The sequence below is a fragment of the Comamonas sp. HJ-2 genome, from assembly GCF_053615495.1.
Genome location: NZ_JBSIFD010000042.1, coordinates 12,423 through 28,366 on the forward strand (window position 1 = coordinate 12,423; position 15,944 = coordinate 28,366).

At 55.2% G+C, this 15,944-nt stretch carries 10 protein-coding genes, 1 pseudogene and 1 other annotated feature; of the genes and pseudogenes, 5 read left to right on the forward strand and 6 right to left on the reverse strand.

The window, feature by feature from the left end; translation table 11 throughout:
- The first annotated feature begins 492 nt into the window (after positions 1 to 492).
- Positions 493 to 1,278: a hypothetical protein gene (locus ACWGXF_RS23075; RefSeq protein WP_452102540.1), complete on the forward strand. Its 786-nt coding sequence runs from the start codon at positions 493 to 495 to the stop codon at positions 1,276 to 1,278.
- Here the strand turns inward: ACWGXF_RS23075 and ACWGXF_RS23080 are convergent.
- Positions 1,265 to 1,969 (reverse strand): hypothetical protein, encoded by a 705-nt coding sequence (locus ACWGXF_RS23080; protein WP_452102541.1) that lies wholly within the window; start codon positions 1,967 to 1,969, stop codon positions 1,265 to 1,267. The genes ACWGXF_RS23075 and ACWGXF_RS23080 overlap by 14 nt on opposite strands.
- Positions 1,970 to 3,552: 1,583 nt before the next feature.
- Positions 3,553 to 8,475: a DEAD/DEAH box helicase gene (locus ACWGXF_RS23085; protein ID WP_452102542.1), complete on the reverse strand. Its 4,923-nt coding sequence runs from the start codon at positions 8,473 to 8,475 to the stop codon at positions 3,553 to 3,555.
- Between the two features lie 665 nt (positions 8,476 to 9,140).
- Here ACWGXF_RS23085 and ACWGXF_RS23090 point away from each other — a divergent pair.
- The 4 genes from ACWGXF_RS23090 to ACWGXF_RS23105 all read left to right on the forward strand — a co-directional run bounded on the left by ACWGXF_RS23090 (position 9,141) and on the right by ACWGXF_RS23105 (position 12,957).
- Positions 9,141 to 9,467 (forward strand): hypothetical protein, encoded by a 327-nt coding sequence (locus ACWGXF_RS23090; RefSeq protein WP_148748426.1) that lies wholly within the window; start codon positions 9,141 to 9,143, stop codon positions 9,465 to 9,467.
- A 72-nt stretch (positions 9,468 to 9,539) separates the two neighbouring features.
- Complete coding sequence (locus tag ACWGXF_RS23095; protein ID WP_148748427.1) at positions 9,540 to 10,523, forward strand: DUF932 domain-containing protein; 984 nt, start codon at positions 9,540 to 9,542, stop codon at positions 10,521 to 10,523.
- Between the two features lie 160 nt (positions 10,524 to 10,683).
- Complete coding sequence (locus ACWGXF_RS23100; RefSeq protein ID WP_148748428.1) at positions 10,684 to 11,673, forward strand: YqaJ viral recombinase family nuclease; 990 nt, start codon at positions 10,684 to 10,686, stop codon at positions 11,671 to 11,673.
- A gap of 46 nt (positions 11,674 to 11,719) precedes the next feature.
- Positions 11,720 to 12,957, forward strand: a protein-coding gene (locus tag ACWGXF_RS23105) for an IS3 family transposase (RefSeq protein WP_332295737.1) whose coding sequence is annotated in 2 segments (ribosomal slippage) — positions 11,720 to 12,002 and positions 12,002 to 12,957 — 1,239 coding nt in all. Because the reading frame shifts where the segments join, the coding sequence is not laid out codon by codon here.
- Positions 12,001 to 12,117: a sequence feature (AL1L pseudoknot), on the forward strand. It overlaps the preceding gene by 117 nt.
- 23 nt (positions 12,958 to 12,980) lie before the next feature.
- Here ACWGXF_RS23105 and ACWGXF_RS23110 read toward each other — a convergent pair.
- From ACWGXF_RS23110 to mntA, 4 genes and pseudogenes are all read right to left on the reverse strand, one after another.
- Positions 12,981 to 13,130 (reverse strand): annotated as a pseudogene (locus ACWGXF_RS23110) (chemotaxis protein CheW); the annotation flags it as partial.
- A gap of 27 nt (positions 13,131 to 13,157) precedes the next feature.
- On the reverse strand, positions 13,158 to 14,888 hold the full coding sequence (locus tag ACWGXF_RS23115; protein ID WP_148748430.1) for a methyl-accepting chemotaxis protein: 1,731 nt from the start codon (positions 14,886 to 14,888) through the stop codon (positions 13,158 to 13,160).
- Between the two features lie 155 nt (positions 14,889 to 15,043).
- Positions 15,044 to 15,361 carry a type VII toxin-antitoxin system HepT family RNase toxin gene (hepT, locus tag ACWGXF_RS23120; RefSeq protein WP_148748440.1) on the reverse strand — a complete coding sequence of 106 codons (318 nt, stop codon included), beginning with the start codon at positions 15,359 to 15,361 and terminating at the stop codon, positions 15,044 to 15,046.
- The coding region (mntA, locus tag ACWGXF_RS23125; protein WP_452102543.1) for a type VII toxin-antitoxin system MntA family adenylyltransferase antitoxin at positions 15,354 to 15,944 on the reverse strand (591 nt) is incomplete at its 5' end. The genes mntA and hepT, both read right to left, overlap by 8 nt.

Genomic DNA, 15,944 nt, shown 5'->3' on the forward strand with positions numbered 1-15,944 from the left:
TAGTCGTTGGGGCTAGGGCGTCCAGCCCGTGGCCCCTGCTGCAGCTCCCACCCCAGTGGGACAAAGCAGGCTGGGGGAGCCGCCAGTCGTAAGCGCGGTCCAAGCGCGTGCCCGAGCCCACGAGGGTTAGGCTGGTGGGGGCATAGCCCCGCCGTCCCCAGAGCAAAGCGGCGGGGCAACCTCTTCGCAGTCGAAGACCAAGGCGTTCAGCCTTGCCGCGAGAGGGCTTGTGCTGCATATGTCCCGCGAGGGACATGTGCGGTGCAAGACCGTGTGAGAAGGGGTTGCCCCGCCGCGTAGCGGTGGGGGATGGCGCGGTATTCAGAGCCGTGGTGCGCCCTAGCGCACAGGCTGCGGCTCGGCGTCCAGCCGAGGTAAGCAGCCGGCAGGCTTGTGCTGCCGACAGGGCAGCACATGAGTGTCTTTTGTGCGCTCCATACACATAGGGATGGCACAAGGGTGGTCTTGTGCTGCAGCACAAGGAGAGGCCTCATGGCACAAGACAAAAAACTCAAGAGTCAGCAAAACAAGCTGGCAATCCTCCAATTCCTATCTCGTTTTGGTTGGCTCACGGCCCCTATGGTTGCAGCACTGGTGTGGCCGACGTCCGCTCAAAGCCAAGCTATGGCCCGCCGCACGCTAGCAGGTATGCTCAATAGCAAGTGGATACTAAAACGGCCGCTTGTCGAAGGTTTGGACTGTTTCACACTCTCCGCAACGGGCACGCGCATTCTCCATGAACAAACGGGCATAAAGGCATCCAGCGGAGCTAGCCTACTGCTCGGCAATCCCATACATAGAGCATGCGGCAACTGGTATCTCATCGAACAAATCAATCTCGGTCTTCAAGTTTGGACAGAGCACGAAATTCAATCGGGCCATGCACCACTGCAACGCGTGTGTGGGAAAGTCCCAGACGGTCTTGTCGCAACCGAGTACGGACTGCTCTGGGTCGAGGTCGAAAATGCATGGAAGAATCGGGCAGAGAGGGAAAAAATTCTGCACTTTTGCACGACCCATTTACCTTCCAGCTCTCTCCAACAAATGGCCGAGATAGCGCCTGAGCTTCACCTATTTAGAGTGGTCATAGTAGGCACGGCACCTGAGTCCCTCAAGGCTATCGTACGCACCTGCTCAGAGGCTTACGACAATAACTCACTCTCTGAGAGCCAGGCGGCGGATATAGAACTGGTCTATCAGCCTCTAACCGCCCGACTTACCCCATCCCAAAACGCCATTAGTGGCAGTCTTTGGTATGAAGCTCTCAATGTCTTTTAGGAACCCGAGAACGTAATTTCTCAATAATATCATTAGATACTTCTATTAAATCAAAACGTGTCCGAGAATAAATGTAATTTTCGTTTTCAATTTTACCTAAAAATGATATGGTTTTATGCGGTTTAATATTTAGCAAGCTAGATTGCTCAAATTTAGCATCAGCAATTTCATTAATATGATGCCCCCTCAACCTCATATAATATATTTTAATAAAATTTCCTGCCTTCACAATAAAAGGAATATTCAAATATCCATATTTTAGATATTTTACAACCTCATGATTTTTGATTGACTCAAATATTCCAGAATTCATTTCCAAAGTAAATCCGTTATGAGATTTTAAATTAAAAACAACTTGATATTTAGATTTTATTTTTGAATATTTATTTAAAAAAGATATCTCCCCATTAAATAAGTTTTCAATTTCATCTACCATATCAGGATGAGTCGCCAAAAATATTCCCTGACTACTATCTGTTTTTTTATCAATTTCTTCCAATTTAAAATCTACCAAATCAATTATCTGAGCTCCAGAAATACCAGACTCCATTAATTGAAGAATTTTCTGGCAATGCTTGCTCAAGACTTCGTCGGAAATTTGCACATTTTTTTCATCTAATTTAATAAAATTATTCTTTACATCTGCGATATCTCCTTTAGATTCAAATTTATTTTCGTTGAAATCAACCATATTTACATCCCTTAAAAAAATTGCAAATTTGCGTTTGGTGGATTCGAATGGTAATAGCCAAAAATACACGCCTCATGTGACGTATCTTTTTTACAACACGAGAATTTCAAAGAAATTACAGACAACTCTTAAAACTAAGAATTAACAAAAAAATCACTTAAATCATTGATTTAATTTAATTTTCTTACACACAATACTTTCAGTGCAAGAAATTGATTAAAAAATAGACAGAAATATTGATTTTTTTACTATTGATTTGATAGCTGAAATTTTCTTTACTTTGTATAAAAAACATCTGCTAAGGATGCCCTCGTCTACAAAGCACCAGTGCTCACTTGTATGGATGAGGCAACTGCTCCTGAAACTCCGTCCAAGACGGATAACAATGGCCAGGAGCACTTTCGTGCCACCTCCGCCAATCTAGAAGAGCCCCTTCAACTTTGCCCCTTCTTAGCGGCCAGATTCTTAATTCCATCTCGTCCACCGCTCCGATATCCCCAGCTAGGGGTTTTTTTCCGTCCAAACACATACGTTCGTCTTTAGAGGAAGGCATCCCCATAGCTCACTCTTCGAAACCGCTCCTAGAGCTTAAAAAACAGCTCCGTCTCACCCACGCTTTCTACAACCGACTGGAACAGCTCCGTTCTTTGGTCTTCCTCGCTTTCAAACCGCCGCTAGGCGAAAAAAAGCCCCAGGATTACCTGAAGCTTGTGAACTCAACCGAACTTGCTGTGCCTACCGTCGCTGGAAGGCCCTCGCCCTCGCCCTCGCCCTCGCCCTCGCCCTCGCCCTCGCCCTCGCCCTCGCCCTCGCCCTCGCCCTCGCCCTCGCACACGCACACGCACACGCACACGCACACGCACACGCACACGCACACGAAAAACTCTAAGGGAAAGAGAATATTTCTCTCTTTATTCCCTATAGAGATTATTTTTTACCTATGTGGTTTCTTGGTGCATACCTCAGCAAAAGCCCCCCATACCCATGCCGTGCAGAGGTTCGCTTTAGCTGGAGACAAGAAAAACTTGCTCTCAGCCCCGCAGTCACCGTATAGATGCAGCAGGAGGACAGACTATATGCAGCTATACCTGCACCCGACACCCTCTATCCTTCGCCCAGGTTGCGTTCCATGTCACCCGCTTGAACGCTCAAATCAGTTCAGGCCGCGGGGTATTGAGCCCTCTCCTCCTGAACAGCTGCCCACCAAATCGATAACTGGTGTGCAATTGAACCTTATAGCAACCTGAATTTAAACGCTGCTAGGAGAGCGGTACCAATGCGCTGCAAATAGGCAGCAAGAGCCAATCTACTCAGTTTTGGAAATCAACCAAGCCGCCCTGTTTTTCACCAATGGTGAAAAACAGGGTGGAAATGACTCAGGCAGATGAGCACGCCATACGCCTGACGCGCTCCAATCACGCAGATGCCGTGCTGACATGACTCTAAAGCCACGGTCTTAAAAATTGGCCAGTGGCCTCGTGCGCCATGGGCATCAGCCCGTGCGGGGGCATTTCTAGCCCCCATTTCACACTGAGAGGCCAACCCCCACAGCCGCCAAGCGTCAGACTGTGGGGTTTATCTTTTTAGATATCCAGCTTCGGCAGCGCAGCCACTATCTTTTGAGTTTCAAGGCTCACAGTCACCACGCGCTGGAATAGCTCTAAGGGGTACCTGGGGTTGCCCATGGTTTCGATGGCCCAGTCGTTGGCGTCGTTGACGATGCCACTGGCCTTGTCGACTTTGACGCTCTGGCGCTCCATCACCCAGTCCAGTGCGGCTTTGCCGTTGACTACGTAGTCCCAAGCCTCCAGCGGGATGTTGCGCAGGGTAATCTTACCGTTGTAGATAACTGTGGACTTATCGCCTTTTTTGGCGAACTTCATTTTTTCCACGCGGTAATCCGCATCGGACTGCACGCCCTTGGCATCTATCGTCAGCGGGTATGGCGTTACGGTTTCGTAGTTCAGGTGCCAGTGCGCCAAGTCGCGTCCTGCTTTGCTGAAAGCCCAGAAGTTCGTAGCGGTTTTGACGCGGGGAATGCGTGGCAGTTCTTTGCTGAGGTTGTCGGCATAGCGTTCGCGGTAGTCAGGTGAGTGCAGCAGGCCGTAGACGTAGTAAAACAGGTCTTCTTTGCTGATGACTTCAGCGGGATAGGCATCTTGGAAGTGTTTTAGCCCTTCATCGGTGATGGCATCGCGGCGCTTGGGCTGGTCAGCTTGGGCGGCGGGCGCAGCAAACATATCTGCGGTGGTGCTGGCCTGCGCTTGGGCTTGGGCTTGGGCTTCCTCATCGTAGAGGTAGAGGGGGAAGCATTGCGCACCAGCTTCCATGGAGTTCAGGTCAGGCAGTGCGTTGCTGATAGTCAGGCTGAATGTTTTGGAGCCAACCCCTGTTGTTTGAATTACCAAATTCTCCACCCCAGGCGCTGGGAAAATGCGCGGCATTTGCGCAACACGTTGATTGAACATAGAGCAGTAATACAACCATTCCCGTGTAAATGGCCGATACATACTCGGAAAAATTTTATTTTTCTCGAAAGTTCCAAGCCGTCCACTTGCTGCCTTAGGTACTAAACCGCTGTGCCAATTAATTACTTCAGGATTGTAATTAAGATGCGCTTCTATGGAGCCTTTTTTACCTGAGGCTATATAACTTGCTACATCTTTATTGTAGTGGTCGACCAATTTATTCATTACTTCCGATAAATTGGCTTTTGAAAAGTTATAACTCCAAGCATCACTGTTTGTTTTGATTCCATTCGAATAATTGGCAAACAGCTTCGCGCCGCCCGTCTTCTTGTCACCCAGTACCATGAACTCACTAAAGCGGTCATCGCGCTGCTTGAGCCAGTCGCCATGGTTGTCAGGGGTAATGGGTTGCCAGTCTGTAATGCCTGCCACACTGGCGAAGGTTTCAATTTTCTCTAGTTTTTCTTCGCGGCTGAGGTAGTCGCCAATGTCGTGAAAATAAATGCCGCCATGCTGCGCAGCGTTTGAATTCTTGACCAGCAGAGAAATAGCAATAGGGGCGCGGCTGCCCATGCCAAACACGTTGTCTTTTTCCTTGCGGCGAAGCTCACCCGCAGTGCGTGCATTCCCGCGTAGGTGAAACACATAAATGCTAGAAAACTCATCTGCCAAGCATTTGCGCAGGCCGTCTGCGGTGTTGGCTTCCAAGAACCCCGCATTGGTCACAAAACCAATCACCCCAGCATTGCCAATGCGGTCAGATGCCCAACGAATAGCGCGGATGTAGCTGTCGTAGAGTGCATTTTTGTTGGTGGCGCTAGACCCTGCAGCATAGGTTGAACGGATGCGCTCATCCAACTGGGGGTAGTTGATGTTGGCATTGTTGTCGTTGGCGCTGGTCTGCCCTGCCGAATACGGCGGGTTGCCCACAATGACCCGAATATCCAGCTGCTTTTGGCGCTTGCGGCGGGCACTGTTGTCCACCATGAGGGCGTCTACCAAGTCTTCCTTTTCATACATTTGGAAGGTATCGGTCAGGCAGATTCCTTCAAACGGCACGTATTTGCCGCCTATCAAGCTGTGATAAGTTGCCTCGATATTGATGGCGGCAATGTAGTACGCCAGCAGCACCAGTTCATTGGCGTGCAGCTCTTGCTTGTACTTGTGGGCCAGCTCTTCATTGCTAATCAGCCCAGATTGCAGCAAACGGGTGATGAAGGTGCCGGTGCCCGTGAATGGGTCAATGATGTGCAAGCCCTTGCTGCCCAGCGTCTGGTTGAACTCTTTTTGCAGCAGGTGGTTGACACTGTGCAAGATGAAGTCCACCACTTCGACGGGGGTGTAGACGATGCCCAGCCGCTCGGTCATCTTGGGGAAGGCATTGCGGAAGAATTTGTCGTATAGCTCCACCACAATCTTTTGCTTGCCGGTGGCGCTTTCGATGCCCTCAGCACGCATCTTCACGCTGTCATAGAACTTTTGCAGCGTGGTGGCTTCCTTGTCCAAGTGGTGCTGGTGCAGCGCGTCTAAGACGCCTTGCATGGCTTTGGACATGGGGTTTTGGTGTGCAAAGTCGTAGTCACTAAACAGTGCATCAAACACCGGCTTGGTGATGAGGTGCTGCGCCAGCATTTCCACAATCTCGCCATCGCTGATGCTGCCGTTCAGGTCGTCGCGCAGCTCATTGGCAAAGGCGTTGAAAGCGTCTTTTTCTTTGGTGTTGACAGGGTTGTCCAAGATGGCTTGGATGTTGTCAATGTGGGTGTTGGCAATCTTGGCAATGTCGTTTGCCCAGTCTTCCCAGTGGTGGCGGTTGCCCACTTTTTGCACCAGCTTGGCATAGATGGCTTTTTCAATTTCGCCCACTTCAAACTGCAATTCGCCTTGCAGGTCTTCTTGGCTGGGGCCGTTGCTTTCTTTGCGGCCAATGGTGCTGCCGCCACGCCCTGCTTTTTTGTTGGAAATACCGCCATTGCTGGCGATACCGTCCTTGCTGCGCTTGGCTTTTTGCTGGATTTTGTCGCTGACGGCAATGATTTCAATTTTGGAGCGGTCGTTGCCCACCAAGTCCAGCTTGTTGACCATCGCGTCAAACTTGTCGTCGTGAGAGCGCAGCGCTTGCAACACCTCCCACACGACTTTGTAGGTCTTGTTGTCGTTGAGGGCTTCGTGAGGCTCTACGCCTGCAGGAATGACCACAGGCAACACCACATAGCCACGCTTTTTGCCGGGTGCGTTGCGCATGACGCGGCCCACCGACTGCACCACGTCAACCTGTGAATTGCGGGGGGTGAGGAACAGCACGGCATCTAAAGCGGGCACGTCTACGCCTTCGCTCAGGCAGCGCACGTTGCTCAAGATACGACAGGTGTTTTCTGGTGGCTCATCTTTGAGCCACGCCAGCTTGCCTTCTTTGGCGCTGGCATTCATGCCGCCGTCTACGTGGTCAGCTTCGCATTGCAGGGTGTAGGCGGGGCTTTGCTGCTGTTCTTCATCCAGAAGGTCTTCGCTTTCTTGGTAAGCCTCCACCACCGCTTGGAACATGCTGGCGATGTTCTTGGAGCTGACTTTGTGCGTCTTCGCGCCCTTGTTGGTTTCAATGACTTGGCAGAAGGCCACAGCACGCTTCATGGGGTCGGTGTCCCCCACCAAATCAGGTGTCAGCTCTTGCTTGGCAAGCGCCTTCCAGCAGCCAATGATTTTGGCGGCATCGTCTACGCGCAATTCATTGTCATCACTGCGCAGCAGCTCTTGGATTCGTCGGTTGACATGGCTTTCCTCCACCGAAAGCACAATGACCTTGTAGTCACATAGAAGGCCCAAGCGCACTGCCTCTGAAAACGTGATGACGTATAGCTCAGGGCCATAGAGGTTTTCATCATCCATAGAGCACAGCACCACGCTATCGCTCTCTGCCTTGGCTTTTGCATTGTTGCCGTAGATGCGCGGCGTGGCCGTCATGTAGAGGCGCTTGCCTGCTTGGATGAAGTCAGGGGCGTGAACTTTGACGAAGTTGCTTTCATCATCGCCATCAAAGGTTGCGCCGGTGGTGCGGTGGGCCTCATCGCAAATGATGAGGTCAAACGCTGGCAGGCCGTTTTCCTTCTGGGCCTTGCTGATGGTGTCAATGGAATGGTAGGTGCTGAAAACCACGCTCATATGGGCTGCGTCGTGGCGCTTACCCATCTCCAGCGCCAGGCGTGCGGGGTCGGTGGTGGCGGGGTAGCGCAGCTCATGAGTGAAGGTTTGCACCACATCATCATCTTTTTTGCGGTGCTTGCCTACGTCGCTGTCAGAGCACACGGCAAAGCTGTGCAGCGGTGTGGCACTCTCCTGCGTCCATTCGGTCAGGGTCTGTGACAGCAGCGACAAGCTGGGCACCAAGAACAGCACGCGCTTGCCAGCGCCCGCATAAGCCTCGGCAATCTTCAGGCTGGTGAAGGTTTTGCCAGTACCGCAGGCCATGATGAGCTTGCCACGGTTTACCTGTTTGAACCTCGCGAGAGTTTCATTCAATGCAGCTTGTTGATGCTTTCGCAATTCCTTTTTTGGTTTCAGGACAGGGGCTTGATTAGGCTGATATTTGGCCCAGTCAATCTGGCTGTTTTCTAGGTCATGCAGGTCAATCTTGTTGACCGGGGGCTGCTGGTCAATCAGCGCGTTTTCGGCGTTGTCGCTCCAGTTGTTGGTGGTGCTGACAATGATGCGGCGTGAAAATATCTTTTTGCCCGATGCCGTAAAAAAGCTGTCAATGTCGCTTTTCTGCAGGCGGTAAGTGGGGGCGTATAGCTTGCACTGGATGGCGTGAAATTCGCCTGTGTCGGCGGTCTTTGCCACCAAGTCAATGCCCGCATCGTTCTTGGGCAAGCCCTGTGACTCGGCCCAATCGGCATATGTCCACACGTCGCTGTAGAGGTCTTTGTAGGTGGCCTCGTTGCGCAGGTAGCACACCATCAGCTCTTCAAAGTAGGTGCCTTTTTCACGCTCCGTGACGGCTGCGTTGCGGTAGGTGTCGAGTAGCTTGTAAAGGGCAGTCATGCGTTTTTATGCTGGGTAAAGGGTGCAAAAACCTGCCCCTATAGGGGCAAAGCGTAAGAATTCTTTAGCTCGGCATCCTAGTGGAAATTTTCGAGGCCCACCCCTTGTTGTCGGTACTTGGGGACCTTTGGGCGTCCAGATAAAGGGGGAGAGGTGAGTCTCCCCAGTCTCGGCCTCCACCTTTGAAGCGGCGGGGGACAGCTCCACTTTCTAGGCTCCTTTGGGGCCACGACAGCGTCACGCACTCGAACTCTCCACCTGCAAAGAGGCACAAACATGGCCCATTTTTTCAGCTAGACTATGACAGTCGAATATGACAATCTCCCGCAGCAAGAAATCAGCAAGTTGTTGAAATAAAAAGGTTTTTTGGCTGTGAGTTTTTTTCTCACAGCCTCCGCCAAGAATACTCATAAGCCCCTGTTTTCAGGGGCTTTTTTGTTTTCAATCTCGATATATCTACCATCCAATCTACCATTAGATTTCTGATTGAACCGAACCAGATCGGACTGCTTCGGACAGTACTGAGATACCCGCAGCAGCTGAACTCTATTTTTTTTCAGCCACATATCACTAGCTTGGCCTACCTACTAGGCCTGTTACCAGCCATGCTGGCCTGAGCCACCGCTCGGGCTTTTTTGCATCTACACCCTCGTCTGGAGCTATTGATGGACTTCCCCCCTTTCTGCCCCTACTGCCAAAGCCGCGACGTGGTCCCTCGGGCCACGGGCCTCAAAATCTTTGGTGCCATCGGCATCGCTGTGGGCGCTGCCGGCGCCTTCAAAGCCTCGCTCAAAGCCTTGCAAGTGCTGCAAAGCGGCAGCATTGCCTTGCCAGGTATTGCACTCACAGGCATTGCCAGCGCGGTCCTGACCGCAATGAGCGCCAGTGCCCTGGGCTGCGAAATCGGCACCAAAGCGGGCGCGCAGCTCGATCGCATGCTGCTGGGCAACCGCTTTTGCAGGAGTTGCAAGCGCAGCTTTATCTACCTGTGACCTCTCTCTATTGGGTGGTGTTTTTTTACACCGCTTATTGAATAAGACGCATTTGTTTTTAAAGGATTTCTCATGGCACATCTCGTTGAAACCATGGCCTACGCTGGTCAAACCCCTTGGCATGAACTGGGCCACGCACTGCCCGCCAAGCAAAGCATCGATGTCTGGGCCCAGGCTGCCGGCATGGATTGGCGCATTCAAGAAACGCCGGTGCGTTATCTCGCCTCTGATGCGGAGTCCGGTCTTTCAGGTCTGTATGCCGAACCCAAGGAGTTCCCCGAGCAAAAGGTGCTGTATCGCAGCGATACGCAAGCGCCTCTGTCGGTGGTAGGCAGTCGCTACCAGGTGGTGCAGCCCCGAGAGGTGCTGGAGTTCTATCGGGACCTGACCGAAGTGGCCGGCTACGAGCTGGAGACAGCCGGGGTGCTCAAAGCCGGTCGCAAGTTCTGGGCACTGGCCCGCACAGGCAAATCTGCCGCTCTCAAGGGCAAGGATGTGGTCAACGGCTATTTGCTGCTGGCGACGTCCTGCGATGGGACGCTGGCCACGGTGGCGATGCCCACGACCGTGCGGGTGGTGTGCAACAACACACTGACGATTGCGCTGCGTGATGGTGTGGGCGCAGTCAAAGTGCCGCACAGCACAACGTTCGATGCCCAAGCGGTCAAGCGCCAGTTGGGCGTGGCCGTGGGTCAGTGGGATAGCTTCATGTACCGCATGAAGACGCTGGCTGAGCGCAAGGTCAAGACCCATGAGGCGATGAACTATTTCCTGAAGGTGATCTGCAATGCGGACAGCCACACCGATTTGTCGGTGGGCCTGACCAATGAGCGGGCACTCAAGAAGGTGCAGATGCTCTATGAGGGCCATGGCCGTGGGGCCGAGATGCATGCCGCCAAGGACACGGCCTGGGGCTTGCTGTGCGCCGTCACAGAGTTCGTGGACCACGAGAAACAAGCCCGCAGCCAGGACAACCGCCTGGACAGTGCCTGGTTCGGCCAGGGGGCTGTGATCAAGCAGCGGGCCTTGGACCATGCCTTGCAACTGGTGGCCTGAGCGTGTTGGCCTGCATGCGTGTTGGCGGCCTTTGGACAGCTTGTACCGTCTTCCTCTCACCTTGTTTGCGCTTTTATTTGCGTCTCTTTTGTCACCCCCACAAGCCGCCTTCTAAGGCGGCTTTTTTATGCCCGCATCCTTGCGGGCCAAGGAGTTTTGTATGTCTTTGCACTTGGTCAGCCCTTCGGGGCATGGTGCAGCAGCGCCTGTCTCCCCTGCCCGCTCGCCCCGCAAAGGGGCTGCACTGCGCCTGGTGTCTACCAAGGACATGGCGCGTGATGATTGGCTGGAGGTGCGCCGCACCGGTATTGGCAGCTCCGATGCTGCCGCAGCCGTGGGGCTGAACCCTTACCAGTCGCAGCTGGAGCTGTGGATGCTCAAGACGGGCAAGGGCGATCTCTTGCCAGCCATCGACCCTCTGGATGACACCAGCCCCATGTTCTGGGGCACGTTGCTGGAGCCCATTGTGGCGGCGCATTACACCAAGCGCACTGGCAACAAGGTGCGCCGTGTGAATGCGGTCTTGCAGCACCCGGAGCATGCCTGGATGCTGGCGAATGTGGACCGTGAGGTGGTCGGCGCTGGCGATGTGCAGATCCTGGAATGCAAAACTGCAGGCATCCATGGCGCTCGCCTGTGGCGCGATGGCGTGCCGGAGTATGTGCAATTGCAGGTGATGCACCAGCTGGCAGTCACGGGGCATCGGGCGGCCGATGTGGCTGTGCTGATCGGGGGTCAGGAGCTGCGGATTTTTAGGATTGAACGGGATGAGGCGCTGATTGCCCGTTTGATTGCCTTGGAGCAAGAGTTTTGGGAGATGGTCCAAAGCGGCACAGCGCCGCCTGGCGATGGCTCCGAGAGCAGCGAGAAGGCCTTGCGTTACCTCTACCCCGTCGATAGCGGCGATCAGGTGGATTTCAGTGACGACGAGGGTCTGAGCGCCTGCTTTGAGGAGTTAGTGCAAGCCCGACTGGAGCTGGACGCTGCCAACAAGCGCGAAGCCCGTTTGCGTCAGCACCTGCAGATGCACATGGGCGAGGCCAGCAAGGCGGTATTTGCCTGCGGCGGCGCTGTGACCTGGAAGCGCAGCAAGGATGGCCAGGTCTTCAACACCAGCCAGTTTGTCCAGGACCATCCCACGCTGGCCTGAATCACACCGGCTTCCGTGGAGGCTCAACTCCTGAGAGGATTGAGTCATGAACACTAAAGCTGCTCGTTTTAGCCCTGAGGTACGTGAACGTGCCGTACGTTTGGTGCAGGAATGCCAAGCGGATTACGCATCGCTGTGGGGCGCATGTGAATCGATAGCCCCCAAGATTGACTGCTCTGTCAGCACCTTGCATGGATGGGTGCAGCGCAAAGAAATAGATGCAGGCCAACGCCCAGGATTGACCACGGATGAACGTGAGCGGCTCAAGCAACTGGAGCGAGAGAACAAGGAACTGCGCCGAGCCAATGACATCCTCAAGGCTGCGAGCGCTTTTTTTGCGCAGGCGGAGCTCGACCGCCGATTGAAGTCTTGAAGAACTACATCGACCGCCACCGTGACGACTACGGGGTCGAGCCCATCTGCCGGGTGCTGCATATGGCCCCATCGTGTTACTGGCGCCACGCAGCCCGGCAACGCAACCCGCAACTGCGCAGTCAACGCGCCCAGCGTGACGAGGGTTTGAAGGCCGACATCCAGCGCGTGTGGCACGCCAACTGGCAGGTCTACGGAGCCGACAAGGTCTGGTTGCAGATGAACCGCGAGGGTATCCCGGTGGCACGTTGTACTGTGGAGCGACTGATGCGTGCCATGGGCTTGCAAGGGGCACGCCGTGGCAGGGCGGTGCGTACCACCACGCCTGACACATCAGCGCCGTGCCCGCTGGATCACATCAACCGGCACTTCCATGCCAGCCGACCCAATGGGCTATGGGTGTCGGACTTCACCTATGTCTCCACCTGGCAGGGCTGGCTGTATGTGGCCTTTGTTTTGGACGTGTATGCCCGGCGCATCGTGGGCTGGCGGGTCAGCCGCAGCATGCAGACTGACTTCGTGCTGGATGCACTGGAGCAGGCCTTGTACGAGCGCCAGCCTGCAGCCCATGCCTTGACGCACCATTCCGACAGGGGCAGTCAATACGTCAGCATCCGCTACACCGAACGCTTGGACCAGGCAGGCATACGGCCTTCGGTGGGCAGCCGGGGTGACAGCTACGACAACGCGCTGGCCGAGACCATCAACGGGCTGTACAAGGCCGAGCTGATTCACCGCCTGGGACCCTGGAAGACCAGGGAATCCGTGGAACTGGCCACCCTGCAGTGGGTGCACTGGTTCAACCACGCCCGACTGCTCACGCCGAATGGGGGCATCCCTCCGGCAGAAGCTGAGGCAAACTACTGGAGGCAACTCGCCGTCAGCAACACCTCGATAGAGGTGTCAACTTAAACCAATCGGCCTCCTTGAAACCCGGGGCGGTTCAAGGAGCGGATCTCCTGCACCCGCAGGATGTCGATCCCGTATTCCTCCGCACCCAGGCGGAAGGTCAGGAATTCGGCATGGGCGCCTTGCTGGCCTGCGACGTGGCGGGCATCGCCGGCAGCGGTGGAGGGAGAGTGCATGTCCATGGTCGGGTCCTCGGAGGCGGTTCAGAAGCTTTCCCAGCTGTCCCCGTCGCTTGCGGCAGCTGTTGACGCCACCGCGACTGGCTTCGGGGCTTGCGGCCGGGCGGCAGGCTTTCGGGCGGGGCTCGCCACGGGCGGGCGCACGACGGGGGCCGGCTTGACCACGGGCGCGGGGCTCGGAGACAGGGTGGACATGGAAGACGTGGCGCTGGACAGCTTGAACACCGACACCGCCTGCACCAGTTGCTGGGCCTGCTGCTGCAGGCTCGATGCCGCCGCCGCGCTTTCTTCCACCAGGGCCGCGTTCTGCTGTGTGGTCTGGTCCATGTTGCTGACCGCTTCGCTGACCTGGTTCACACCGGCGTTCTGCTCCTGGCTGGCGCTGCTGATCTCGCCCACGATGTCGGTCACGCGCTGGATCGACTGCACGATCTCCTGCATGGTGCTGCCGGCCTGGTCCACCAGGGCCGTGCCCTGCTCCACGCGTTCGACGCTGGCATTGATCAGGCCCTTGATTTCCTTGGCCGCTTCGGCGCTGCGCTGAGCCAGGCTGCGCACCTCGCCAGCCACCACGGCAAAGCCACGGCCCTGTTCGCCCGCGCGCGCAGCCTCCACCGCCGCGTTGAGCGCCAGGATGTTGGTCTGGAAGGCGATGCCGTCGATCACGCCGATGATGTCGCTGATCTTGCGGCTACTCTCGTTGATCTCCTTCATGGTCTGCACCACCTGGTTGACCACTTCACCGCCCTGGATGGCCACGCCGCTGGCGCTGGACGCGAGCTGACTGGCCTGGCGCGCGTTGTCGGCGTTCTGCTGAGCGGTCGAGCCCATTTCTTCCATGGACGCGGAAGTTTCCTCCAGCGCCGAGGCCTGCTGCTCGGTGCGCGAAGACAGGTCGCTGTTGCCTTGCGCGATCTGCACACTGGCCGTGGCCACGCTGTCCGCCCCTTGCCGGACGTTGCTGACCACGCGTGTGAGCGAGGCCTGCATCTCGCCCATGGCGGTCAGCAGTGGGGAGAATTCGTCGCGGGCGTTGTCGACCACCGCGACCGTGAGATCGCCATCGCGCACCCGCTCTGCCACCTGCTGGGTCACCTGCACCCGGCGGCGCAGCAGCTGTGCGACGAACCAGGAAAAGGCCATCAGGGCCACAGCAATCACCACCGCCACGGCTGTCAGCATCAGCGCGGTGGTTTGGGTGCTTTTTTCAATGCCGGCGATGTCCGCTTCCAGACCCGCCTGATGAATGTCACGCTCTTCGGCGAACAGCTTCAGCAGTACGTTGCGGGTCGGGATGGTCTTGTCCACCAGGTAGGCGAAGGCCTCGTCCTTCTTGCCCTCCTTGATCAGGGCGATGTTGGCCTCGCCGTCTTTCCAGAACGCGGCCATGGCGGGCGAGACCTTGACGAAATGCGCCTTGCCTTCCGGAGAAAACAGGCGCTTCTCGAAGGCCGCCAGCACCTCGTCCATGTGCTTGCGCTTGTCGCCGATGTAATTCAGCGTGTCGTTGAGTTCCTGGGGATTGCGCGCCAGGATGGAGTGCCGGATCTGCAGCGACACCTGGGTCACATTGAGCTCCAATTCGGCCATGGCCTGCAGCTGCGGCACCCGGTTGGTCTTGGTGTGTTCGGCCTGAGCGGCCGCGTCGTTGAGACTGAAATGCGCGTAGAGCGCCAGTGCGATCAGAGCAGCCGTGATCAGCCCGCTGACGAGGTACAGGCGCTTGGCGATACCGAAGCCAAAACTCTTGTTCATGTGATTCGTGGATAAATAGGGCTCCGTCGTCACGCCAACGGTATGCGGCGCCGCATCTCCAACAACACGCAGCGTCCTGTTCACTATCGGCAAATGCGACAAGGTCTAAATGGGGAAAAAGAGGTTTTTTGCGGCCGCATATGAAAATGAAAAACTCACGGCCTTGCGGCATGTAGGGCCTGGTTGAAGAAGCGTCTATCAGACGAGAGTGATGCCGTTTCAATCCAACGTGCCTGAGCCAGCAAAGTGAATACATCCCTCGAACTTTGAGGAATGCCTAGGCGCTCGCGCCGGATCAGGTGCTGCCCCATGTCCAGGGCTGCTTCACACGCCCGCTGGACGTTCAAGATCGCTGCATCTTGACGGGTGTGATCGGCTGCAAATGTAGATGGAGATTTTTCGTACTCCTCTTTAGCCCGCAGGACGCAACGCTCAATCGTTGCTGCTTTGTTAATGAGTACGTCATCAACCATAAACGGTCCCTGTTTTTTGAATGTCTTGCAGCAAGCCTGCGCGCGCCTCGTCCAATGCTGTCTTTTGGCTAAGGATGAAGGTTTCATAGAGCGCTGCCTGCTCATCTCTGGCCCACAGACGTTGGCCCGTTGTCACAATCCGGTACTGCATAACCGTCGAGGCAGAGCGTAGATTCAGCAAGTCGACAGGACAGCCAACAATCCCCGCTAAACGACTAGCGAGGTCCCAAAGCACCTCAGCGCCAAGAGTATCGTCAGCCATCAAAGCAACATCCAGATCACTCTCAGGCCCTGCATCACCACTCACCTGACTGCCAAAGGCATAGACAGCAGACAGACTAGGGACCATGTCCTTCAGTGCAGCGACTACAGCGCAAAAATCAATGGGGCGTGAGGCAGGCATGAACAGCTTGGCAAAGTACTTCGGTAAAAGGGGAAGGCTAATGATTCTGGAGTATGCCAGCATGACATGTGGCATACCTACACAGATCAGCCCGATCCGCCTAGAGGGTGTGCAGAATTTTGTGTAAACGGACAATCCACCGCAGGCGAGAGCCTGCTTGTCCGCAAACACAATGACAAC

Excerpts from the sequence above, each read along its gene's own strand:
- ACWGXF_RS23075 (WP_452102540.1), top strand. The coding sequence starts at position 493 with ATGGCACAAGACAAAAAACTCAAGAGTCAGCAAAACAAGCTGGCAATC.
- ACWGXF_RS23080 (WP_452102541.1), bottom strand. The coding sequence starts at position 1,969 with ATGGTTGATTTCAACGAAAATAAATTTGAATCTAAAGGAGATATCGCA.
- ACWGXF_RS23085 (WP_452102542.1), bottom strand. The coding sequence starts at position 8,475 with ATGACTGCCCTTTACAAGCTACTCGACACCTACCGCAACGCAGCCGTC.
- ACWGXF_RS23090 (WP_148748426.1), top strand. The coding sequence starts at position 9,141 with ATGGACTTCCCCCCTTTCTGCCCCTACTGCCAAAGCCGCGACGTGGTC.
- ACWGXF_RS23095 (WP_148748427.1), top strand. The coding sequence starts at position 9,540 with ATGGCACATCTCGTTGAAACCATGGCCTACGCTGGTCAAACCCCTTGG.
- ACWGXF_RS23100 (WP_148748428.1), top strand. The coding sequence starts at position 10,684 with ATGTCTTTGCACTTGGTCAGCCCTTCGGGGCATGGTGCAGCAGCGCCT.
- ACWGXF_RS23115 (WP_148748430.1), bottom strand. The coding sequence starts at position 14,888 with ATGAACAAGAGTTTTGGCTTCGGTATCGCCAAGCGCCTGTACCTCGTC.
- hepT (WP_148748440.1), bottom strand. The coding sequence starts at position 15,361 with ATGGTTGATGACGTACTCATTAACAAAGCAGCAACGATTGAGCGTTGC.